This is a genomic window from Pseudomonas sp. B23(2017) (genome assembly GCF_002113725.1).
Taxonomy (GTDB): domain Bacteria; phylum Pseudomonadota; class Gammaproteobacteria; order Pseudomonadales; family Pseudomonadaceae; genus Aquipseudomonas; species Aquipseudomonas putida_Z.
Map to the genome: position 1 here is coordinate 83,694 of NZ_NEJM01000014.1, position 22,351 is coordinate 106,044.

Genomic DNA, 22,351 nt, shown 5'->3' on the forward strand with positions numbered 1-22,351 from the left:
GGCTTTTTCAGGTGCGGGGCACTGCAAGCCAGGCTTACAGGATGCTCAGCGGGTACTCCACGATCAGGCGCAGTTCGTCGATCGATGGGGAATCGTAGTAGGTGCCATCGGAAGAACGGTAGGTGGCTTGACGCACGCGGAAGCTCAGGTCTTTCGCCGGGCCGCTCTGCAGCACGTACTTGATATCTACGTCGCGTTCCCATTCCTTGCCGTTGCTGGTGCCGGTGACGTTGGCATCGGTACCGCGTACATAACGGGTCATGAAGGTCAGGCCCGGGATGCCGTATTCAGCAAAGTTCAGGTCGTAGCGAGCCTGCCAGGATTTCTCGTCTTCGGCGTTGAAGTCGGAACGGGCCACGGAGTTGGCCAGGAAGATGGTGCCGCCACCGTCGATGCCATAGCCATAGTCGCCGTCGCCGGTGACTTTCTGGTAGGCCAGGGTGAAGGTGTGAGCGCCGATGTTGTAGGCGCCCGACAGGCTGAATGCGCGGTTGTCCAGCTTGTCGCCATCGAATGCGCGGTACTCGGCCGAGCCTTCGCTCTTGGTGTCATAGATGTTGAAGTCGAACACCAGGCCTTGTTTGTCCGAGATCGGCAGAGCCCAGTTGACGTTGGCGTAGTATTTGCGCCAGTAGTCTTCAACCTTCGAGTAGTACAGGCTGGTGCTGAGGTTGTCGGTGAACGCGTAGGTACCACCTACCACGTTGGCTTCCTTCAGGCGGAAGCTGTCGCGGTTGGTCTGCTCCTGGGCGGTCAGGCTGGTGAAATGACCAGCGTGCAGGGTCAGGCCCTCGATCTCGTTGCTGGTGATCAGGGTGCCCTGGGCGATTTCCGGCAGCAGGCGGCTGTCGTCAGTGGCGAAGACCGGCAGAGCGGTGAACTGGTCACCCACTTTCAGTACGGTGTCGGAGATGCGGAATTTAACCGCGCCGCCGGCCTTGGAGTAGTCATCCTGCGAACGGCCGTCGGAGCCGGTCGGGAACAGGCCGGTACCGGCGCGGCCCTTGCCGCTGTCCAGTTTCAGGCCGAGCATGCCGATGGCATCCACACCCACACCAACGGTGCCCTGGGTGAAGCCGGACTCGAAGGTGCCGAGGAAGCCCAGGCCGGTTTCTTCGCGACGGCTCTGGCCGCCTTCGTTGTTACGGAAGTCACGGCTGAAGTACAGCATGCGGGTCTTGACGTTCAGCTTGCTGTCTTCGATGAAACCTTTGGACTCGTCCTGGGAAGAGGCCAATGCCAACTGCGAGGTCCCTGCCGCAACGGCCAGGGCGATCATGCTCCACTTCATCACGCGCATCGTGATTTGCTCCTTTGGTTTTTAGGAAGAGTACCGCTGCGTCCAAGTGTTTTAGTTATATGGGGCAGCTCTTTCTTGTTATGTCGGCGAAAATGTATAGCACGCTGACTGTTGTTGGCGATATGGGTATAAACATCCTTTTCGGAACTTTTTCACCATGTCGCTTTTAAGTATTTCCATGTCGCAAATCACGCCCCGGTTTAAGGGCCGTACAACACCAGCGCTGTTTCTTTCACCGTAACGAACCTGTAACTACCGATTCCGGTTGGGGAAACTCCCTGGTAACCAATGCCGCTGTTGTTATTTGTCGCGTACACCTGTCGATGCAGATGTCGTGCCGACTTGGCGTGAAAGGAATGCAACAAGCGTGCTCAAAATTCGCAACGCTTCATGAAATTTTCACAAAACCTGCTACCGGGGGTCGGAAAGTGCCGTAAACACGGGGCGGGAGCCGCCTGACGGGGTGTCACAGTCAAGAATCATTAAAATTTGAAAAGCTGTCATGAAAGTCAATGTGTTACCGCAACTTGTTCATGCAGCGTCACCTTTGGGGTGGCAAGTGTGGTGCGAGGTGTACGGGCGGCCTCATTTTGGTGCGAAAAGTAGCGCTGTGTTACCGGGAACGTGCAGGGTATCCTTGCAGGCCTGTTTTCCGCGTGACGCGGGTTGGTTCTGCCTGAAGGAGATTTGCCGTGTTCGTCCTCGATTCGCGTTTGCAGCAGGATTCGCTGGTGCTGGGGGAGTTTGCGCTGTGCCAGTTGCTGCTGAGCAAGGATGCCAACTATCCATGGTTCATCCTGGTGCCCAAGCGCGCCGGTATCAGCGAACTGTTCGAGCTCGATGCTGCGGAGCAGCAGCAGTTGTGGCAGGAAACCACCAGCCTGGCCGAAGCGCTGAAAGCCAGCTACAGCGCCGACAAGATGAACGTGGCTACCCTGGGCAATGTGGTCAGCCAGTTGCACATGCACGTGATCGTGCGCCAGCGCGACGACGCCGCCTGGCCGGCACCGGTGTGGGGCAAGTGCCCGGCGGTGGCCTACACCGACGACCAGGTGCAAGCCATTCGCCAGCGCCTGAGCGGGCTGCAGCTCGCCGGCTACCAGGAGGCCTGACATGTCGCTTGAATCGCGAGTGGTCGAACTGGAAACACGCCAGGCGTTCCAGGATGACACCATCCAGGCACTGAATGACGTGGTGGTCGAGCAGGGGCGGGTGATCGAGCGGCTGCAGTTGCAGATGGCCGAGCTGATCAAGCGTTACGAAGAGATGGTTGGCCAGTACGGCAGCGAAGGGGACGAGGCGCCACCGCCTCATTATTGATACCTGGACCCCTGCAGGAGCGGGCATGCCCGCTCCTGCAGGGGATGGTTTCGACAAGTTGGATCAGCGGCGGGTTACCGCAACCACATCCTCGGCCTGCAGGCCCTTGTCGCGGTGCATCACGGAAAACTCCACGCGCTGGCCTTCCACCAGGATGCGGTGGCCTTCGCCGCGAATGGCGCGAAAGTGCACGAAGATATCATCGCCCGAGTCGCGGGAGATGAAGCCGAAGCCTTTGGACGTGTTGAACCACTTCACGGTACCGGTATCACGATTGCCGGCATCCTGCGCCGCGTGCTGGCTGGCGCGTGCCTTGCGCGGGATGCGGGCAAAGCCCACGGCCAGGTGCACGGCCACGGCCAGCGCCGCGCAGACCAGTGCGGCCAGGTTGCCCATTTCCGGGCGGGCCAGCAGTGTCAGGGTCTGCAGCACCACGGCCACCACCAGCAGGGCACAGGCCAGGTGCTGCAACTGCTGCCGCGCGCCGCGGTAGTACAGTGGCACGACCGGGGCCAGCACCAGGTTGAGCAGGCCGAGCAGGGCAAGGTAGACCGCGTCGGGTTGTTGCAGGAAGGGTGTCGCATCGGTTTTCAGGCTGGGTATGAGCGATAGCAGCAAGGCTGCCACGCCCGTCACCAGATGGACGATCTTGAACATGGGGTTGGCTCACAGTTGATAAGGCCGATCACAGGAAGAGCTGGCAGCACGGTGCGCATGAGGTGTAGAGCGCGAACACGTGGCAGGCCAGCCTATGCACCCGGCAATGACAATCCGCACGGGTGGCACCATGCCTATTTAACAGTAAAGCCGCAGGCTACTCAAACCGCAGGCCGCGACGGGCGATGTGTTGCGCCATGTCACATGCGGCGTGTACCAAGTGTTGCTACAGTGGTCGTCACCTGCTTGGGTCTCAAGCCTTATGGAAAGGGGAACTTCATGGCAATCGATATCGGTATCAGTGAAGAAGATCGCAAGTCCATCGTCGATGGGCTGTCCCGCCTGTTGTCGGATACCTACGTGCTGTATCTGAAAACCCATAACTTCCACTGGAACGTCACCGGTCCGTCGTTCCGCACGCTGCATCTGATGTTCGAAGAGCAGTACAACGAACTGGCGCTGGCGGTCGACTCGATCGCCGAGCGCATTCGCGCCCTGGGCTTTCCGGCGCCGGGGGCTTATGCATTCTATGCGAGGCACTCCTCGATCAAGGAGGAAGAAGGGGTGCCGCCTGCCGACGAGATGATCCGCCAGCTGGTCCAGGGCCAGGAAGCCGTGGTGCGTACCGCGCGCAGCATCTTCCCGGTGGTGGACAAGGTCAGTGACGAGCCGACCGCCGACCTGCTGACCCAGCGCATGCAGGTGCACGAGAAAACCGCCTGGATGCTGCGGGTGCTGCTCGACGGCAAGTAGATACCCAGCGTTGTACCGGCCCTTGTAGGAGCGGCCTTGTGTCGCGATGGGCTGCGCAGCAGCCCCGGCAATTTGTGCAATTGCACTCAAACCCTGGGGCTGCTTCGCAGCCCATCGCGACACAAGGCCGCTCCTACAGGTCCTGCGCAATTTTGTGCGGGAAGATTTTGCCGCTGCTTTAAGCTCGCCCATCAGCGCTTCATAGGCCACCTGGTACCTGTGACGAGGAAGTGTGGCGCATGATGCAAGCAAGCAAACGTGTGGCTGGCCAGGGGCGTTGGCCGGGTAAACAGTGCATCGACCCGTTCAAGGCGGATTTCGACATGTTGCAGACCCAGCCGGTGTCACGCTCGGTGCGGCTCAACGGCTTTTCCACCTGCCTGCGGCTGGAGGCCGTCTACTGGGGCATCCTGGAGCGCATCGCCGCGGCCAACCGCTGCTCGGTCAGCGCGGTGCTGTCCTACGTCGACCGCGAGGTACACCTGCGCCAGGGTGGGGTGCGCAACTTCAGCGGGCTGATCAGGGTGATCTGCGTCGCCTGGCTGCTGGACCCGCCAAGTGTGCGCTGATCGCCTGGCGGGCTGCGCAGTGCTTGCTAACCATATATAATCCCGCTTTTTGCTGCCCCGGCAGCCAGCGTTGTGGTTGACGAGAGACACCCATGCCCCTTTATGACTATCAATGTGCATCCTGCGAGCACCGCATGGAAGTGCTGCAGAAGATCAGCGCCGCGCCGCTGACCGATTGCCCGGCCTGCCAGGCGCCAGCGCTGAAAAAGCTGCTGTCGGTGCCAGGCTTCCGCCTGAGCGGTAACGGTTGGTACGAAACCGACTTCAAGACCGGGGCGAAAAAGAATCTGGCAGGCGGCGACAAGGCCGACTGAGTTGAATGCTGTGACCGGGTCTTGCAGTATTAGCCCTCTGCGGGCGGCCAAGGCCTCCACCGAATACACGAATCACGAGAAGCGAAACCACCATCATGATGCGCAGCCATTATTGCGGCCAACTGAACGAGAGCCTGGACGGCCAGGAAGTCACCCTTTGCGGCTGGGTCCATCGTCGCCGCGACCACGGCGGGGTGATCTTCCTCGACATCCGTGACCGCGAAGGCATGGCCCAGGTCGTGTTCGACCCGGATCGCGCCGAAACCTTCGCCGCTGCCGACCGCGTGCGCAGCGAATACGTCGTGCAGATCACCGGCAAGGTCCGCAAGCGCCCTGAAGGTGCGGTGAATGCCAACATGGCTTCCGGCGCCATCGAGATCCTCGGCTACCAGCTGAACGTGCTCAACGAAGCGGAAACCCCGCCGTTCCCGCTGAACGAATACTCCGACGTCGGCGAGGAAACCCGCCTGCGCTACCGCTTCATCGACCTGCGTCGCCCGGAAATGGCCGACAAGCTGCGCCTGCGTTCGCGCATCACCAGCAGCATCCGTCGCTTCCTCGACGAGAACGGCTTCCTCGACGTCGAGACGCCGATCCTGACCCGTGCCACCCCGGAAGGCGCCCGTGACTACCTGGTGCCTAGCCGTACCCACGCCGGTAGCTTCTTCGCCCTGCCGCAGTCGCCGCAGTTGTTCAAGCAGCTGTTGATGGTCGCCGGCTTCGACCGCTACTACCAGATCGCCAAGTGCTTCCGTGACGAAGACCTGCGTGCCGACCGCCAGCCGGAATTCACCCAGATCGACATCGAGACCAGCTTCCTCGATGAAAGCGAGATCATGGGCCTGACCGAAAGCATGATCCGCAAGCTGTTCAAGGAAGTGCTGGACCTGGAATTCGGCGAATTCCCGCACATGACCTTCGAAGAGGCCATGCGCCGCTACGGCTCCGACAAGCCGGACCTGCGTATTCCGCTGGAACTGGTCGACGTTGCCGACCAGCTCAAGGATGTCGACTTCAAGGTGTTCGCCGGCCCGGCCAACGATCCGAAGTGCCGCGTTACCGCCCTGCGCCTGCCAGGCGGCGCCAGCATGCCGCGCAGCAAGATCGACGAGTACACCAAGTTCGTCGGCATCTACGGTGCCAAGGGCCTGGCCTACATCAAGGTCAACGAGCGCGCCAAGGGCGTCGAAGGCCTGCAGTCGCCGATCGTCAAGAACATCCCCGAGGCCAACCTCAACACCATCCTCGACCGCGTTGGCGCCGTTGACGGCGATATCGTGTTCTTCGGTGCCGACAAGTTCAAGGTGGTCAGCGAAGCCCTGGGCGCGCTGCGTATCCGCCTGGGCCACGACTTCGAGCTGCTGACCTGCGAGTGGGCACCGATGTGGGTGGTCGACTTCCCGATGTTCGAAGAGAACGAAGACGGCAGCTTCACCGCGCTGCACCACCCGTTCACCGCGCCGAAGTGCACCCCGGAAGAGCTCGAGGCCAACCCGGCCGTGGCCCTGTCCCGTGCCTACGACATGGTCCTGAACGGTACCGAGCTGGGTGGTGGTTCGATCCGTATCCACCGTAAAGAGATGCAGCAGGCCGTGTTCCGCCTGCTGGGCATCGAGGCGGCAGAACAGGAAGAGAAGTTCGGCTTCCTGCTCGACGCCCTGAAGTTCGGTGCACCGCCTCACGGTGGCCTGGCCTTCGGCCTGGACCGCCTGGTCATGCTGATGACCGGCGCCCAGTCGATCCGTGAAGTGATCGCCTTCCCGAAAACTCAGAGCGCCGCGTGCGTCATGACCCAGGCCCCTGGCATGGTCGATGCCAAGGCCCTGCGCGAGCTGCACATCCGACTGCGCGAACAGACCAAGGTCGAGTAAGCAGTCCCCGGGCGCATCCACATGGATGCGCCTTTGCGTTTCGGCGCAGGCAATTTCCCGTCCCGCCCCGTACAGGGGCGGGGCTGTTTGTGATTCAAAGGATTCGGAGTCGTTATGGCTGGTCATTCCAAGTGGGCGAACATCAAGCACCGCAAAGAGCGCCAGGATGCCAAGAGAGGCAAGATCTTCACCAAGTGGATCCGCGAACTGACGGTCGCTGCCAAGCAGGGTGGTGCTGACCCGGCATCCAACCCGCGCCTGCGTTTGGCGCTGGACAAGGCCCTGGGCGCCAACATGAGCCGCGACATCATCGATCGTGCCGTGGCCCGTGGTGCCGGCACCAACGAAAGCGACAACGTCGAAGAGCTCAGCTACGAAGGTTACGGCCCGGGTGGCGTGGCGATCATGGTCGAGGCCATGACCGACAACCGCAACCGTACCGCCGCTGCCGTGCGTCATGCCTTCACCAAGTGTGGTGGCAACCTGGGCACCGACGGTTCGGTGGCCTACCTGTTCGAGCGCAAGGGGCAGATCAGCTTTGCCCCGGGCGTGGAAGAAGACGCGCTGATGGAAGCGGCGATGGAAGCCGATGCCGATGACGTGGTGGCCAACGACGACGGCTCGTTCGACGTGTTCACCTCGTTCAACAGCTTCTACGCCGTGCGCAATGCCCTGGAAGAGGCGGGCTTCAAGGCCGCTGACGCGGAAATCGTCATGCAGCCGACCACCAGCGCCGAACTCGACCAGGACGGTGCCGAGAAAGTACTCAAGCTGATCGACATGCTCGAAGACCTGGATGACGTGCAGAACGTCTACTCCAATGCCCAGATTTCCGATGAGATCATGGAAAACCTCGGCTAAGGTGTCCTGGCGATCCATGCCAGTTCTTCAAGTTTGTCAGCGCCTGTACCGGCCCTTTCGCGGGTAAACCCGCTCCCACAGGTACTGCACCACATTCAGAGTCGGTGCAGTACCTGTGGGAGCGGGTTTACCCGCGAAAGGGCCGGTACAGTTTGCAGAGATGCATCAATTTTTCGACAGGCACTATGACTCTGATTCTTGGTATCGACCCCGGCTCGCGCATCACCGGCTATGGCGTGGTACGCCAGACCGCCCGTGGTTGCGAGTACGTGGCGTCGGGCTGCATCCGCACCGGCAGCGGCGAGCTGCACGAGCGGTTGCAGATCGTTTTTCGTGGCGTGGGTGAAATCATCGCCCAGCACGGCCCGGTAACCATGGGCATCGAACGGGTGTTCATGGCTCGTAACGCCGACTCGGCGCTCAAGCTCGGCCAGGCCCGTGGCGCGGCCATCGTCGCCGCCGCCGAAGCCGGCCTGGAAATCGCCGAATACAGCGCCACCCAGGTCAAGCAGGCGGTAGCCGGTACCGGTGGGGCCAACAAGGAGCAGGTGATGATGATGGTCATGCACCTGCTGAAACTGACGCAAAAGCCGCAGATCGACGCCTCCGACGCCCTGGCCATCGCCCTGTGCCACGCCCATACCCGTTCCAGCCTGGTGCCGCATGGCCTGGCCACGGCACGGCGACGCGGCGGGCGCTTGCGTCTGTAGGCGCTTCATGCGCTGATACACATTTTGTTCGGGTGATGCGTTCACCCGCTGCATTTGCTGATAGGGTTGAGCGGTCTTTGACCGGCTCCCCGAGAGGAAGGATCGGAACGTGATTGGACGTTTGCGCGGAACCCTGGCGGAAAAACAGCCGCCGCACCTGATTATCGACGTCAATGGCGTAGGTTACGAACTGGAAGTTCCCATGACCACGCTGTACCGTCTGCCCAAGGTGGGCGAACCCGTAACCGTGCACACCCACCTGGTGGTGCGCGAGGATGCTCACCTGCTCTACGGTTTTGCCGAAAAGCGCGAGCGCGAACTGTTCCGCGAACTCATCCGCCTGAATGGCGTAGGGCCGAAGCTGGCCCTGGCGCTGATGTCCGGGCTGGAAGTGGACGAGCTGGTGCGCTGCGTGCAGGCTCAGGACACCTCGGCCCTGGTGCGCGTGCCCGGTGTTGGCAAGAAAACCGCCGAACGCCTGCTGGTCGAGCTCAAGGACCGCTTCAAGGCTTGGGAAACGTCCCCGGCCATGTTCACCCTGGTCTCCGACGGGCCGCTGCCGGTCGCCAGCGCATCCACGGCCGAAGCCGATGCCGTCAGCGCCCTGGTTTCGCTGGGCTACAAGCCGCAGGAAGCCAGCAAGGCGATCGCCGCGATCAAGGACAAGGCCGGCCTGAGCAGTGAGGAGCTGATCCGCCGCAGCCTGAAAGGGATGATTACCAAGTGATCGAAGCCGACCGCCTGATCGCCGCCAGTGGCCGCGACCGTGAAGAAGTCCAGGACCGTGCGATCCGCCCGCTGCGGCTGGACGAGTACATCGGCCAGCCGGTGGTGCGCGAGCAGATGGCGCTGTTCATCCAGGCCGCCCGTGGCCGCAGCGAGTCGCTCGACCATACGCTGATCTTCGGCCCGCCCGGCCTGGGCAAGACCACCCTGGCCAACATCATTGCCCAGGAAATGGGCGTGTCGGTCAAGAGTACCTCGGGGCCCATCCTCGAGCGCCCGGGCGACCTCGCGGCCATGCTGACCAATCTCGAACCGCACGATGTGCTGTTCATCGACGAGATCCACCGGTTGTCACCGGTCGTCGAAGAGGTGCTGTACCCGGCGATGGAGGACTTCCAGCTCGACATCATGATCGGCGAAGGGCCTGCGGCCCGCTCGATCAAGCTCGACCTGCCGCCGTTCACCCTGGTCGGTGCCACCACCCGTGCCGGCATGCTCACCAACCCGCTGCGCGACCGTTTCGGTATCGTCCAGCGCCTGGAGTTCTACAGCGACAAGGACCTGGCCACCATCGTCAGCCGTTCGGCCGGCATCCTCGGCCTGGCCATCGAAGACCTGGGTGCCTACGAGATCGCCCGCCGCGCCCGCGGCACGCCACGTATCGCCAACCGCCTGCTGCGCCGCGTGCGCGACTACGCCGAAGTGCGCGGCAAGGGCCAGATCACCAAGGCCGTGGCCGACATGGCGCTCAACCTGCTGGACGTCGACGAGCGCGGTTTCGACCACTCCGACCGCCGCCTGCTGCTGACCATGATCGAGAAGTTCGACGGTGGCCCGGTTGGCGTGGACAACCTGGCCGCGGCCATCAGTGAAGAGCGCCACACCATCGAGGACGTGCTCGAGCCGTACCTGATTCAGCAAGGCTACATCATGCGCACGCCGCGCGGCCGCGTGGTCACCCGGCATGCCTACCTGCACTTTGGCTTGAACGTGCCCGGGCGCCTGGGGGAGGGTGGGGATTTTTCCGAAACGGGCGATGAGTGACAGATCGAAAACGGCTTTTCGTGGTCCTACCGCTGGCATGCCGAGGGTGCGCTGGCAATAAGACATTAATGAAGAAAAAACAGTTGCCACAGCGGATTGGCAAGCTGAGGAGTAAGCACTAGAGTATGCGCGCGCAAAATGGCCTGGAACCGTTCGCACACCGTTGTCGCGTCTATTACGAAGATACCGATGCCGGTGGCGTGGTGTATTACGTCAATTACCTGAAATTCATGGAGCGCGCGCGTACCGAGCGGCTGCGGCACCTGGGCTTTTCCCAGGCGCAGCTGGCCGAAGACAACCTGCTGTTCGTGGTCCACTCCAGCGAAGCGCGCTATCACGCGCCGGCGCGGCTGGACGACGAGCTGCGGGTCACCGCGCAAGTACTTGAACTCAATCGCGCCAGCCTGCGCTTCGTGCAGCAGGTCTGGCGGGAAAAGGATGAAACGCTGCTCTGCGAAGGGCAGTTCCTGGTGGCCGCCGTGCGCGCCGACACTTTCAAACCCCGAGCCATACCCCCGGAGCTGCGTGACGCCTTTGCGGCGGACGGCTCGGGTACTCAATCGAATGCAGGAGAATAAGCGTGGAAGCTAACGTCGTCGACCATACCTCCATGTGGAGTCTGGTCAGCAATGCCAGTGTGCTGGTACAGCTGGTAATGCTGACCCTGGTGGCCGCCTCGGTCACCTCATGGGTCATGATCTTCCAGCGCAGCACCATGCTGCGCGCCGGTCGTCGTGCGCTGGATGCCTTCGAGGAGCGCTTCTGGTCGGGCATCGACCTGTCCAAGCTGTACCGCCAGGCAGGCAGCAACCCAGACCCGGATTCCGGTGTCGAGCAGGTCTTCCGTGCCGGCTTCAAGGAATTCTCGCGCCTGCGCCAGCAGCCGGGCGTTGACCCGGACGCGGTCATGGAGGGTGTTGCCCGTGCCATGCGCGTAGCCATCTCGCGCGAGGAAGAAAAACTCGAGCAGAGCCTGCCGTTCCTGGCCACCGTCGGTTCGACCAGCCCGTACATCGGCCTGTTCGGTACCGTATGGGGCATCATGAACTCCTTCCGCGGCCTGGCCAGCGCCCAGCAGGCCACCCTGGCCACGGTTGCCCCGGGTATTGCCGAAGCACTGATCGCCACCGCCATCGGCCTGTTCGCGGCAATCCCGGCGGTCATCGCCTACAACCGCTTCTCGGCCCGCAGCGAAGTGCTGATCGGCCGTTACTACACCTTCGCCGACGAGTTCCAGGCGATCCTGCACCGCAAAGTGCACACCAGCGAAGAGTAATCAGGTAGAAGCCCATGGCCCGAGTTCGCCACAAACGCAAGCCCGTCGCCGAGATGAACGTGGTGCCCTACATCGACGTGATGCTGGTACTGCTGGTCATCTTCATGGTGACGGCGCCCATGCTCAACCAGGGCGTGAAGGTAGACCTGCCCAAGGTTTCCAGTGAAGCCTTGCCGCAGGACAACAACGTCCAGATCCTCACCATCTCCATCAAGGCCGACAAGACCTACTACTGGAACCTCGGCAGCGAAGTCGATACCGACAAGCAGATGGACAAGGCCATGACCTTGCCTGCCATGACCGACGCGGTGACCAAGATCATTGCCGCCGGCCGTGACCAGGGCAAGCAGACCCAGGTGTTCATTCGTGGCGACAAGGCTGTCGACTATGGCGCGGTCATGGGTGCCATGGGCGGGTTGCAGAAGGCCGGTGTCGGTAACGTTGGCCTGATTACCGAGGCGCCCTGATGCAACAGCGAGAGCCATCCGCCTCGGAAAGCTACTTCTGGCCCAGTATCTGGGCCATCGGCCTGCATGTGCTGGTGTTCGCCCTGCTGTTCGTCAGTTTTGCCATGACGCCTGAGCTGCCGCCATCCAAGCCGATCGTCCAGGCTACCCTGTACCAGCTCAAGTCCAAGAGCCAGGCGACCACCCAGACCAATCAGAAGATTGCCGGGGAAGCGAAGAAAACCGCTTCGCGCCAGACCGAGGTCGAGCAGCTGGAACAGAAGAAGGTCGAGCAGGAGGCCGTGAAGGCCGCGGAACAAAAGAAAGCCGACGCCGCTCAAAAGGCCGAAGAGGCTCGCGAGGCCGCCGAAGCCAAGAAAGCCGAGGCAGCTGCCGAAGCCGCCGAGGCCAAGAAAGCCGCCGAAGCCAGGAAGGCCGAAGAGGCGAAGAAGGCTGCCGAGAAGCAGCAGGCCGACATCGCCAAGAAGAAGGCCGAGGAAGAAAAGAAAAAAGCCGAAGAAGAGGCCAAGAAAGAGGCCGCTGAAGAGGCGAAGAAACAAGCCGCCGAGGACGCCAAGAAAAAGGCGGCCGAAGAGGCCAAGAAGAAAGCAGCCGAGGACGCCAAGAAGAAAGCGGTAGCCGAGGAAGCGAAGAAGAAGGCAGCTGAAGAGGCCAAGAAAAAGGCCGCTGCAGATGCCCAGAAGAAAAAGGCACAGGAAGCGGCCCGCAAGGCGGCGGAAGACAAGAAAGCCCAGGCCCTGGCCGAGCTGTTGTCCGACACCACCGAACGGCAGCAGGCGCTGGCCGACGAGCAGGGTGACCAGGTGGCCGGCGACTTTGACGACCTGATCCGCATGCGCGCGGCCGAGGGCTGGGCACGTCCGCCTTCCGCGCGCAAGGGCATGACGGTGGTCCTGCAGATCAACATGTTGCCGGACGGTACCATCACCAGCGTCAGCGTGGCCCGGTCCAGTGGTGACGGCCCGTACGACAGCTCGGCGGTGGCAGCAGTGAAGAACATCGGTCGTCTGACCGAGATGCAGGGTATGAAGCCGAGCGATTTCAACCAATATCGTTCGTTCAAGATGACATTTACACCTGAGGATCTAGCGTTGTGATTAAACGTCTGAGAGGACTGCTGGTCATGCTGTGCTGCGTGGCAGGCATGGCCGTGGCAGAGGAAAAGAACATCCTGGTCACCAGCGGCAGCGACCGGGCCACGCCCATCGCGGTAGTGCCGTTCGGTCTGCAGGGCGGCAGCGTGCTGCCGGAAGACATGGCCGACATCATCGGCAACGACCTGCGCAACTCCGGCTACTACTCGCCGATTCCGCGGCAGAACATGATCAGCCAGCCGTCGCAGGCCAGCGAAGTGATCTTCCGTGACTGGAAAGCGCTGGGCGCGCAGTACGTGATGGTCGGCAGCATCGTGCCGTCGGGCGGTCGCCTGCAGGTGCAGTACGCGCTGTTCAACGTCGCCACCGAGCAGCAGGTGCTGACCGGTAGCGTGGCGGGCAGCGTCGACCAGCTGCGTGACATGGCGCACTACATTGCCGACCAGTCGTTCGAGAAGCTCACCGGCATCAAGGGTGCGTTCTCCACCCGCATGCTGTACGTGACGGCCGAGCGCTTCTCCACCAACAACACCCGCTATACCTTGCAGCGTTCGGACTACGACGGTGCACGTGCGGTTACCCTGCTGCAATCGCGTGAACCGATCCTGTCGCCACGCTTTGCTCCGGATGGCAAGCGCATCGCCTATGTTTCGTTCGAGCAGAAGCGCCCGCGCATCTTCGTCCAGCACATCGATACCGGTCGCCGCGAGCAGGTCACCAACTTCGAAGGCCTGAACGGTGCGCCAGCATGGTCGCCGGATGGCACGCGCCTGGCGTTCGTGCTGTCGAAGGACGGCAACCCGGACATCTACGTGATGAACGTGGCTTCGCGCCAGATCAGCCGTGTCACCGCCGGCCCGGGCATCAACACCGAGCCGTTCTGGGGCAAGGATGGCAACACCCTGTACTTCACCTCCGACCGTGGCGGCAAGCCGCAGATCTACAAGCAGTCGGTCGGTGGCGGTGGTGCCGAGCGTGTAACTTTCGTGGGTAACTACAACGCCAACCCGAAACTGTCGGCGGACGAAAAGACCCTGGTGATGATCCATCGCCAGCAGGGCTTCACCAACTTCAAAGTTGCGGCCCAGGATTTGCAACGCGGAAGTGTAAAGATTCTCTCGGAAACGAGTCTTGATGAGTCTCCCACTGTTGCGCCAAACGGCACCATGCTAATCTACGCCACCCGCCAGCAGGGCCGGGGAGTCTTGATGCTCGTGTCGCTTAATGGCCGCGTGAGGCTCCCACTTCCTACCGCTCAAGGCGAAGTCAGAGAACCGTCCTGGTCCCCTTACCTGAACTGATTGCGGCGTAATACTTTTGCTTAACACACTGGGGTTTCATTAGGAGTTTCACGATGGAAATGCTGAAGTTTGGTAAATTTGCTGCGCTGGCTCTGGCCATGGCCGTAGCTGTAGGTTGCTCCTCGAAGGGCGGTGACAACGCAGGCGAAGGCGCTGCTGTAGATCCGAACGCTGGCTACGGTGCCAACACTGGCGCTGTTGACGGCTCCCTGAGCGAAGAAGCTGCCCTGCGCGCAATCACCACCTTCTACTTCGAATACGACAGCTCGGACCTGAAGCCAGAAGCCATGCGCGCTCTGGACGTTCACGCCAAGGACCTGAAAGCCAACGGCAACCGCGTTGTCCTGGAAGGCAACACCGACGAGCGCGGCACCCGCGAGTACAACATGGCTCTGGGTGAGCGTCGTGCCAAGGCCGTTCAGCGCTACCTGGTTCTGCAGGGCGTTTCCCCTGCTCAGCTGGAACTGGTCTCCTACGGTGAAGAGCGTCCGGTTGCCACTGGCAACGACGAGCAGTCCTGGGCTCAGAACCGTCGCGTAGAACTGCGTAAGTAAGTTCTTATGCGTATGTGCCGCCGTGTAGTAACCGTCCTCGCACTCAGCCTGCCGCTCGCGGCCTGGGCTGAGGTCCCTGTAGTTGATGACAACGCAGGCAGCTATCCGCCTGCGGGTTATGGCACGAGCGGCGCCTATGCCGGGTCAGGGGTTTCGGCCCCTGCCTCTGCACAGGGCCAGCTGTTCATGCAGCTGCAACAGATGCAGGATCAGCTTTCCCGCCAGCAAGGCATCATCGAAGAGCTGCAGAACGATGTGTCGCGCATGAAGCAGGAAAACCTGGAGCGTTACCAGGACCTGGACCGTCGCATCAACAGTGGCGCCGCGCCTGCCGCGACCCCTGACAATTCCTCCGGTGGTGGTGCATCCAATGCCGCCCCCGATGCAGCAGCAGGTGCTGCTGCGCAACAACCGGCCGCCAGTAGCGAGCCCGGTGATCCGGCGAAAGAAAAGCTCTACTACGATGCCGCTTTCGACCTGATCAAGCAGAAAGACTTCGACAAGGCCAGCCAGGCGTTCAACGCCTTCCTGCGCAAGTACCCCAACAGCCAGTACGCCGGCAATGCCCAGTACTGGCTGGGTGAAGTGAACCTGGCCAAGGGCGACCTGCCGGCTGCCAGCCAGGCCTTCGCCCAGGTCAGCCAGAAGTATCCGAAGCACAGCAAGGTGCCGGATTCGCTGTACAAGCTGGCTGATGTCGAGCGCCGCATGGGCCACACCGACAAGGTCAAGGGTATCCTGCAGCAGGTCATCACCCAGTACCCCGGCACCTCGGCCGCGCAACTGGCCCAGCGTGACCTGCAGAAGCTCTAAGCAGTACCGCTTGAAAGAAACCCGCGCTTGTCGCGGGTTTTTTCGTTAGAATCACTGCCCTTTTTTCGTAAACACGCTGCTGCGGATAACGCTATGTCGAGTCCGCGACAGTGCCTGACGGAGGCGGGCAGCCTGTTTAGCTGTCACGCCCGTGGCGAGCATGCAAGACACATTACGCATCACCGAAGTTTTTTACTCCTTGCAGGGTGAAACGCGAACGGCTGGGTTGCCCACGGTATTCGTGCGCCTCACCGGTTGCCCCCTGCGCTGCCAGTACTGTGACAGTGCCTATGCCTTCAGTGGCGGTACCGTACGCACCCTCGATTCGATCCTTGAGCAGGTCGCCGGCTTCAAGCCGCGCTACGTCTGCGTCACCGGTGGCGAGCCATTGGCCCAGCCCAACGCCTTGCCGCTGTTGCAGCGCCTGTGTGACGCCGGTTACGAGGTGTCGCTGGAAACCAGCGGCGCGCTGGATATTGCCGGCACCGACACCCGCGTCAGCCGCGTGGTCGACCTGAAGACCCCTGGCTCCGAAGAGTCGCACCGTAACCGCTACGAGAACATCGAGCAGCTGACCCGCAACGACCAGGTCAAGTTCGTCATCTGTTCCCGCGAGGACTACGACTGGGCGGTCTCCAAGCTGATCCAGTACAACCTGGCCGAGCGTGCCGGCGAAGTGCTGTTCTCGCCCAGCCACCACCAGGTGAACGCCAGCGAGCTGGCGGACTGGATCGTTGCCGACAACCTGCCCGTACGCTTCCAGCTGCAGCTGCACAAGCTGCTGTGGAACGACGAACCCGGACGTTGATTGAGGAGCAAGCACACATGACCGACAAACGCGCAGTAATCCTGTTGTCCGGCGGCCTGGACTCGGCCACCGTGGTCGCCATGGCCAAGGCCGAAGGCTACAGCTGCTACACCATGAGTTTCGACTACGGCCAGCGCCACCGCGCCGAACTGAACGCCGCCGCCCGCGTTGCCCGCGACCTGGGCGTGGTCGAGCACAAGGTAATTGGCCTGAACCTGGACGGCATCGGCGGTTCGGCCTTGACCGACAGCAGCATCGATGTACCGGAAACCCCGGGTGAAGGCATCCCGGTCACCTACGTGCCGGCGCGCAACACCGTGTTCCTGTCCCTGGCCCTGGGCTGGGCAGAGGTGCTGGAAGCCCGTGACATCTTCATTGGTGTGAATGCCGTGGATTACTCCGGCTACCCCGATTGCCGCCCCGAGTTCGTCGAAGCCTTCGAGCGCATGGCCAACCTGGCGACCAAGGCTGGCGTCGAAGGGCAGGGCTTCCGCATCCAGGCGCCGCTGCAGAACATGAGCAAGGCGCAGATCGTGCAGGCCGGTATGGCTCGCGGCGTGGACTACAGCCTGACCGTTTCCTGCTACCAGGCCGATGATGACGGCCGTGCCTGCGGCAAATGCGACAGTTGCCGCCTGCGTGCCGACGGCTTCAAGGCCGCCGGAGTCGAAGATCCGACGCGGTATTTTTGAAAAAAGTTTGATGGGGTGTTGATTTCCCGTTAGAAATCAGTATTATACGCGCCATCCAACGGGTCGTTAGCTCAGTTGGTAGAGCAGTTGGCTTTTAACCAATTGGTCGTAGGTTCGAATCCTACACGACCCACCATACGCAGTACGTCAAAGCCCGCTACCGGCAACGGTCGCGGGCTTTTTCGTTTTCCGTTGGCCGAGTTTTATTGCTCGGTTTGCGCGATCGCTTGTAGGAGCGGCCTTGCGTCGCGATCGGGCTGCGCAGCAGTCCCAGGGTTTCAGCAAAAATGCACAAATTGCTGGGGCTGCTGCGCAGCCCGATCGCGACGCAAGGCCGCTCCTACAGGGGCTGCGCAGACTCCAGATGTCTTACTCAGCCCACTCTGGATCCCCGGTAAACACCACCGTCAGCCAACGGTCCGGCCCTTCACCACCCACGGCATCACCGATCTCGTTACGCCACGCATCCCATTCATCGATGGTTTTCGCGGCCATGGCCTTCGGCACGATGAAATACAGTTCGATCTCCCGCGAGCGCCCGACCTTGGCCACGTAGGCGCGGTACGACTGCAACCCATGGCGTGCGACGAAGGCCTTGGCGACTTCATCCACGTGCAGCTTGAGGTCGCCAGGGGTCACCAGGAAAATTTCCGAAAGGGCCTGGCGCACCACCGACATCGGCAACGGCACGATCACCAGGCAGACCAGCGCCAGCACCGCCGGGTCGATATACGGCGACACCCACTCCAGCGATGTGCCCTGCACCGCATAGCCAAAGCAGAAGGCGATCAGCAGCGCGGCGGTGATGCTGGCCGACATCACCCAGCCCTTGACGTCCATGCGCACGAAATCCGAGCCGAGCTTGCGGTTGGCGCGGGCCTCGACAATGGCGATGGTCACGCAGGCGATCACGGTCAGTACCGCGTAGACCATGGCGATGCCGAACTCCAGGTGGCGCCCGCCTTGCAGCAGGCTGCTGACGGCGTTGATCAGTGCATAGATGGCCACGCCGCTGAGCAGGATGCCGTTGAGCGCCAGCACCATCGGCTCCAGGTGCCAGAAGCCCATGGTGAAGCGCTCGCGCAACTTGCGTGACATCTGCACGCTGGTGGTGTGCGCGGTAATCAGCCTGACCACCACCAGCGACAGCCCGCTCATGCTGGCATCGACCAGCGAATAGACGCCGTCGAACACGATGGAGAACGAGCCGGAGGCCAAACCGAAGGCGATGCCGATGATGGCGATGAACAGGGTGACGGCGATCGAGGTGCGTAACAGGCCCTGTTCGCTGGTGATGTCGAAGAAGGAAGATCTGGTTGGGGTTTGCATGATTGTGCTCGGTAAATAGCCCTGCTGCTATGTTGTATGTGCTGGCCTCTTCGCGGGTAAACCCGCTCCCACAGGGTTATGCTCTGACGTTGAAGGCAGCGCCGGACCTTGTGGGAGCGGGTTCACCCGCGAAGAGGCCCTGACAGGTTAGACGCGGAACTGCTCCATCAGCGCCTGCTGCTGGTTGGCCAGCCGGTTCAGGGCCTGGCTGATCCGCGCTGACTCATCGGCCTGGCCTGCCAGCGATTCGGTCACATCGCGAATGCCGGCCACATTGCGGTTCACCTCTTCGGCTACGGCGCTCTGCTCTTCAGCCGCCGAGGCAATCTGCAGGTTCATGTCGCTGATCACCGCCACTGCCTCGCCAATACGTTGTAGCGCCGGCAGCGCCTGTTCCATCCGCGCGGCGCTGTCCTGGGCCTGGCGCTGGCCTTCGTGCATGGCACCCACCACATCCTGGGTGCCTTGCTGCAAGCCTTCGATGACCTGGCGAATTTCCTCCACCGACACCTGGGTGCGCTGGGCCAGGCCACGCACTTCATCGGCCACCACGGCAAAACCACGCCCGGCTTCGCCTGCGCGGGCGGCTTCGATGGCGGCGTTGAGTGCCAGCAGGTTGGTCTGCTCGGCAATGGTGCGGATCACTTCGAGCACCGAACCGATCTGCCCGCTGCGGCCTTCCAGTGCGCGTGCCTCGCCCATGGCGGTGTTCATGCCGGCGGCCAGGCGGTCGATGCCCTGGCGGGTGCTGTCGATCAGTTGCAGGCCCTCGCGGCTGGCTTGGTCGGCAGCGCGAGCGGCCTGGGCCGCCTGCGAAGCGTTATGGGCGACATCCAGAGCGGTGGCGCTCATTTCATTGGCGGCGGTGGCCACCTGTTCGATTTCGCGGTGCTGTTGCTGCATGCCGTTGCTGGTCTGGCTGGCGATGGCTGCGGACTGGTCGGCGGTGCCGCGGGCTTCCTGCAGTGAGCCTTTGACCTGGGCTATGACCGGCTGCAGTTTGTCGAGAAAGCGGTTGAACCAACCGGTAAGCTGGCCCAGTTCGTCCTGGCGGGCGTAGTCCAGGCGGCGGGTAAGGTCGCCTTCGCCGCTGGCGATGTCTTCCAGGCGCGCGGCCACGGCCAGGATTGGCCGGGTCACCCCGCGCGCGGTCAGCCACACCAGCAGCAAGCCGACTACCGCAGCGCCCAGGCCAACCAGCAGGCTGGTGAGGTTGGCGCTGTGGTTGTGCGCATCCAGGCGCTGGTTGAGGGCGACGGCAGGCGCCTGCAGCACGCTTTCCGGCAGTTCCAGCAATACCTGCCAAGGGGCGGCATCAGGGATTGGCGTGAACGGGTGGGCAACACGCAGCAGGCCGTCGGCTACCGCCTTGTCCATGGGCTCGCCGAGCTTGCTGTCGTCGCGGCTGTTGCCGGCCAGCAGGCCGGCCGCGCTGGCGATACTGACCTGGCCCTGGCCATCGAACAGCTCCCGGCGGCCGTCAAGGCTCAGCTGTTGCAGGTTGGCCAGGCCGATGTCCAGGCCGACCACGCCGACCACCTTGCCGTGCTCCAGCAGCGGCAGGGCGATGCTGGTCATCAGCACCTGGCGGCCATTCACTTCGTCGAGGTATGGCTCGAGCATGCAGGTTCTGGCGGTATCCTGCGGGCAGGTCAGCCAGCGGTTCTTCGCCACACCGTTGCTGCCGATGCTGGCGTCACCGAGCATCGATTCCGGCATGGCTTCAAGCTCCAGGGTGCCGGGGCGGGGTTGTGACCAGTACAGCGAGAAGCGCCCGCTCTCATTGCTGCCCATTGCATCCTGGCCGAGGTACTGGCTGTCCGGGTCTAGGGCGTTGGGCTGGAACACCAGGTAAAGGCCGATCACATCCGGGTTGCCGGCCAGGCTGGCGCGGGCCTGGCGCGTCAGTTCGGCGCGCAGGTCGTTGCCGCCACGGGCCTTGAGCACCTGCACCAGGCGGGCAAAGCCATTGCCGTACTGGTAGGCGTCCATGAAATAGCGCTGGATGCGCAGGGCCTGGGTTTCGGCATGGGCCTGCAGGCGCAGGCGTGCGCTGCTGTCGAGCATTTCGGTGTTGGCCTGGTTGACCAATGCCGCGCTGCGCCGCGCCTGGGCCAGCGACGTGGTTACCAGCAGGGCGACAATGGCCAGCAGGCACAGGCCGGCGAGCAGGGTGATCTTCCACTGGATGGAGAGGCGACGCAGCGGCATGAGGGCTTTCCTTTTCGATCAAATGCAACGCCCGCGATCAGGCGCGGGCGTTGTCGGCAGCATGGGTCATTCAGCGATGTAGTTGGGCGGGGAGTCCCTGAAGGCTTTGGTCAGCCAGGCCAGGTACAGCAGGCCGAGCAGTGCCCAGACGCCACCGAACAGCAGCGAGTGTGCGTTCAGGTCCAGCCACAGCGAGACGATGATGCAGAAGCCGATGGTGGGTGCCACCAGGTATGTCAGCTGGTTGGCCAGGCCCTGGCGCTTGCCTTCGCGCAGGTAGCAGTGGTTGATCACCGACAGGTTGACGAAGCTGAACGCAACCAGCGCACCGAAGTTGATGATCGAGGTGGCGGTGACCAGGTCGAAGAAGATCGCCGACAGCGAAATCAGGCCCACCACCGCGATGTTCAGCACCGGCGTCTTGTAGCGTGAGTGCAGGCGGGCGAACAGGCTGGCCGGGATCACGTTGTCGCGGCCCATCACGTACAGCAGGCGCGACACGCTGGTCTGCGAGGCCAGGCCCGAGGCGATGGTGTTGATCACGGTGCAGGCGATGAAGATCGATTGGAACAGCTTGCCGCCGACGTACAGGGCGATTTCCGGCAGTGCCGCTTCCTGGTCGTGGAAGCGGGACATGGTCGGGAAGTAGGCCTGGATGAAGTACGACACGGTGATGAACACCAGGCCGCCAATCAGGGCGGTGAGGAAGATCGCGCGAGGGATGGTCTTGCCCGGGTCGCGGGTTTCTTCGGAGAGGCAGGTGACTGCGTCGAAGCCGAGGAACGAGAAGCACAGGATGGTCGCACCGGCGGCCAGGGCGCTGAGCTGGGTCTGGTCGTCGGCGAACGGCAGCAGGCTCCAGGCGGTACCCAGCCCTTCACCCTGGTCCAGGCCGCGCACGCACAGGTAGATGAACACGGCGATGATCGCCACCTGCACGGCCACGAACAGCAGGTTGAAGTGCGCCACCAGGTTCACGCTGCGCATGTTGATCAGGCTGATCAGGGTGACGAAGCCAGCCACCCACATCCACTCCGGTACTTCCGGGAACATGGCCGAAAGGTACAGCTTGGCCAGCAAGGCGTTGACCATAGGCAGCAGCAGGTAGTCCAGCAACGACGACCAGCCGACCAGGAAGCCGACGTGCGGGTTGATCGCGCGTTGGGTGTAGGTGTAGGCCGAGCCCGATTGCGGGAAGCGCCTTACCAGGGTGCCGTAGCTCACGGCGGTGAACAGGATCCCGGCCAGTGCCAGGATGTAGGCGCTGGGTACGTGGCCGGCAGTAATCCCGGAAACGATACCGAAGGTGTCGAACACGGTCATCGGGGTCAGGTAGGCCAGGCCGATGATGATCACGTGCCAGAGGCGCAGGGTTTTACGGAGTTGGCCGTTGCCGGAAGCGCTGTGGTCAGGCTGCATGCTGGCATGGCTCCTGCGGCTGGGCGTAAACGGCGGGCACGGTGTACTGCGCATGCGGCAAGGGCGAGCGGGTGGGCTCCATGTTGTTCACCTTTATTGTTGGAGCAGCGGGGGCGCGGGGGAGCGCGCAAAGTGGTGAAAATAAAAAACGATGGGTAGCTTAGTGTCAAGTTAAACATGACAAGATGTTGCTTGATTGAAATATTTATCGATTAAAGTGGGGTTTTGTTCGGTTTTTACGCGTTTTTTTGCGGTTATGATC

24 protein-coding genes, 1 tRNA gene and 1 pseudogene are annotated in these 22,351 nt (G+C 62.3%); 20 read left to right on the plus strand and 6 right to left on the minus strand.

Annotation, left to right across the window (positions count from 1 at the left end):
- Nucleotides 1-34 precede the first annotated feature (34 nt).
- Complete coding sequence (locus tag CAG46_RS20815) at nt 35-1,300, minus strand: OprD family porin (RefSeq protein ID WP_025340268.1); 1,266 nt, start codon at nt 1,298-1,300, stop codon at nt 35-37.
- Nucleotides 1,301-1,992: 692 nt separating this feature from the next.
- Between CAG46_RS20815 and CAG46_RS20820 the strand changes: the two genes are divergently transcribed.
- Nucleotides 1,993-2,412 carry an HIT domain-containing protein gene (locus tag CAG46_RS20820; RefSeq protein WP_085618004.1) on the plus strand — a complete coding sequence of 140 codons (420 nt, stop codon included), beginning with the start codon at nt 1,993-1,995 and terminating at the stop codon, nt 2,410-2,412.
- A 1-nt stretch (nt 2,413) separates the two neighbouring features.
- Nucleotides 2,414-2,620, plus strand: coding sequence for a SlyX family protein (locus tag CAG46_RS20825; RefSeq protein ID WP_025340266.1), 207 nt, complete (start codon nt 2,414-2,416; stop codon nt 2,618-2,620).
- A 63-nt stretch (nt 2,621-2,683) separates the two neighbouring features.
- On the opposite strand, the gene CAG46_RS29245 is transcribed toward CAG46_RS20825, so the two are convergent.
- Nucleotides 2,684-3,277: a cold shock domain-containing protein gene (locus tag CAG46_RS29245; protein ID WP_025340265.1), complete on the minus strand. Its 594-nt coding sequence runs from the start codon at nt 3,275-3,277 to the stop codon at nt 2,684-2,686.
- A 279-nt stretch (nt 3,278-3,556) separates the two neighbouring features.
- On the opposite strand from CAG46_RS29245, the gene CAG46_RS20835 reads away from it, so the two are divergent.
- The 18 genes from CAG46_RS20835 to CAG46_RS20920 all read left to right on the plus strand — a co-directional run bounded on the left by CAG46_RS20835 (nt 3,557) and on the right by CAG46_RS20920 (nt 17,266).
- Nucleotides 3,557-4,030, plus strand: a complete 474-nt coding sequence (locus CAG46_RS20835; protein WP_025340264.1) for a Dps family protein — start codon at nt 3,557-3,559, stop codon at nt 4,028-4,030.
- 239 nt (nt 4,031-4,269) lie between these two features.
- Nucleotides 4,270-4,599, plus strand: a complete 330-nt coding sequence (locus tag CAG46_RS20840) for a ribbon-helix-helix domain-containing protein (protein ID WP_024087590.1) — start codon at nt 4,270-4,272, stop codon at nt 4,597-4,599.
- Nucleotides 4,600-4,691: 92 nt separating this feature from the next.
- Nucleotides 4,692-4,913 (plus strand): FmdB family zinc ribbon protein, encoded by a 222-nt coding sequence (locus CAG46_RS20845; RefSeq protein WP_003254776.1) that lies wholly within the window; start codon nt 4,692-4,694, stop codon nt 4,911-4,913.
- A gap of 95 nt (nt 4,914-5,008) precedes the next feature.
- A complete protein-coding gene (gene aspS, locus CAG46_RS20850; protein WP_025340263.1) occupies nt 5,009-6,784 on the plus strand; it encodes an aspartate--tRNA ligase in 1,776 nt (591 codons plus the stop codon).
- 114 nt (nt 6,785-6,898) lie between these two features.
- The gene (locus CAG46_RS20855) at nt 6,899-7,645 is read left to right on the plus strand and encodes a YebC/PmpR family DNA-binding transcriptional regulator (RefSeq protein ID WP_013973810.1); all 747 of its coding nucleotides are present in this window, start codon (nt 6,899-6,901) and stop codon (nt 7,643-7,645) included.
- Nucleotides 7,646-7,830: 185 nt separating this feature from the next.
- The gene (ruvC, locus tag CAG46_RS20860; RefSeq protein WP_004375291.1) at nt 7,831-8,355 is read left to right on the plus strand and encodes a crossover junction endodeoxyribonuclease RuvC; all 525 of its coding nucleotides are present in this window, start codon (nt 7,831-7,833) and stop codon (nt 8,353-8,355) included.
- A gap of 109 nt (nt 8,356-8,464) precedes the next feature.
- Complete coding sequence (gene ruvA, locus CAG46_RS20865) at nt 8,465-9,082, plus strand: Holliday junction branch migration protein RuvA (protein WP_015271473.1); 618 nt, start codon at nt 8,465-8,467, stop codon at nt 9,080-9,082.
- A complete protein-coding gene (gene ruvB / locus CAG46_RS20870; protein ID WP_085618006.1) occupies nt 9,079-10,125 on the plus strand; it encodes a Holliday junction branch migration DNA helicase RuvB in 1,047 nt (348 codons plus the stop codon). The genes ruvA and ruvB overlap by 4 nt, the downstream gene beginning before the upstream one ends.
- Before the next feature lie 125 nt (nt 10,126-10,250).
- A complete protein-coding gene (ybgC, locus tag CAG46_RS20875) occupies nt 10,251-10,703 on the plus strand; it encodes a tol-pal system-associated acyl-CoA thioesterase (protein WP_015271472.1) in 453 nt (150 codons plus the stop codon).
- Between the two features lie 2 nt (nt 10,704-10,705).
- Nucleotides 10,706-11,401: a protein TolQ gene (gene tolQ / locus CAG46_RS20880; RefSeq protein ID WP_015271471.1), complete on the plus strand. Its 696-nt coding sequence runs from the start codon at nt 10,706-10,708 to the stop codon at nt 11,399-11,401.
- 14 nt (nt 11,402-11,415) lie between these two features.
- Nucleotides 11,416-11,868 carry a protein TolR gene (tolR, locus tag CAG46_RS20885; protein WP_003254760.1) on the plus strand — a complete coding sequence of 151 codons (453 nt, stop codon included), beginning with the start codon at nt 11,416-11,418 and terminating at the stop codon, nt 11,866-11,868.
- Complete coding sequence (gene tolA / locus CAG46_RS20890) at nt 11,868-12,965, plus strand: cell envelope integrity protein TolA (protein WP_085618009.1); 1,098 nt, start codon at nt 11,868-11,870, stop codon at nt 12,963-12,965. Before tolR ends, tolA begins: the two co-directional genes overlap by 1 nt.
- 26 nt (nt 12,966-12,991) lie before the next feature.
- Nucleotides 12,992-14,263 carry a Tol-Pal system beta propeller repeat protein TolB gene (gene tolB, locus CAG46_RS20895; protein WP_038408273.1) on the plus strand — a complete coding sequence of 424 codons (1,272 nt, stop codon included), beginning with the start codon at nt 12,992-12,994 and terminating at the stop codon, nt 14,261-14,263.
- Between the two features lie 53 nt (nt 14,264-14,316).
- Nucleotides 14,317-14,817, plus strand: coding sequence for a peptidoglycan-associated lipoprotein Pal (pal, locus tag CAG46_RS20900; RefSeq protein WP_003254755.1), 501 nt, complete (start codon nt 14,317-14,319; stop codon nt 14,815-14,817).
- Nucleotides 14,818-14,823: 6 nt separating this feature from the next.
- Nucleotides 14,824-15,630, plus strand: a complete 807-nt coding sequence (ybgF, locus tag CAG46_RS20905; protein ID WP_085618010.1) for a tol-pal system protein YbgF — start codon at nt 14,824-14,826, stop codon at nt 15,628-15,630.
- 160 nt (nt 15,631-15,790) lie between these two features.
- Complete coding sequence (gene queE / locus CAG46_RS20910) at nt 15,791-16,438, plus strand: 7-carboxy-7-deazaguanine synthase QueE (protein ID WP_015271468.1); 648 nt, start codon at nt 15,791-15,793, stop codon at nt 16,436-16,438.
- A gap of 17 nt (nt 16,439-16,455) precedes the next feature.
- Nucleotides 16,456-17,130 (plus strand): 7-cyano-7-deazaguanine synthase QueC, encoded by a 675-nt coding sequence (gene queC / locus CAG46_RS20915; protein ID WP_013973801.1) that lies wholly within the window; start codon nt 16,456-16,458, stop codon nt 17,128-17,130.
- Between the two features lie 60 nt (nt 17,131-17,190).
- Nucleotides 17,191-17,266: transfer RNA gene (locus tag CAG46_RS20920), tRNA-Lys, on the plus strand.
- A gap of 233 nt (nt 17,267-17,499) precedes the next feature.
- Here the strand turns inward: CAG46_RS20920 and CAG46_RS20925 are convergent.
- From CAG46_RS20925 to CAG46_RS20935, 4 genes and pseudogenes are all read right to left on the minus strand, one after another.
- Nucleotides 17,500-18,459: a cation diffusion facilitator family transporter gene (locus tag CAG46_RS20925; RefSeq protein ID WP_085590678.1), complete on the minus strand. Its 960-nt coding sequence runs from the start codon at nt 18,457-18,459 to the stop codon at nt 17,500-17,502.
- A 147-nt stretch (nt 18,460-18,606) separates the two neighbouring features.
- The gene (locus tag CAG46_RS29375; RefSeq protein WP_371858046.1) at nt 18,607-19,362 is read right to left on the minus strand and encodes a methyl-accepting chemotaxis protein; all 756 of its coding nucleotides are present in this window, start codon (nt 19,360-19,362) and stop codon (nt 18,607-18,609) included.
- Nucleotides 19,363-19,464: 102 nt separating this feature from the next.
- Nucleotides 19,465-20,670 (minus strand): annotated as a pseudogene (locus CAG46_RS29380) (HAMP domain-containing protein); the annotation flags it as partial.
- A 66-nt stretch (nt 20,671-20,736) separates the two neighbouring features.
- Nucleotides 20,737-22,089, minus strand: a complete 1,353-nt coding sequence (locus tag CAG46_RS20935) for an APC family permease (protein ID WP_075046057.1) — start codon at nt 22,087-22,089, stop codon at nt 20,737-20,739.
- Nucleotides 22,090-22,351: the final 262 nt, after the last annotated feature.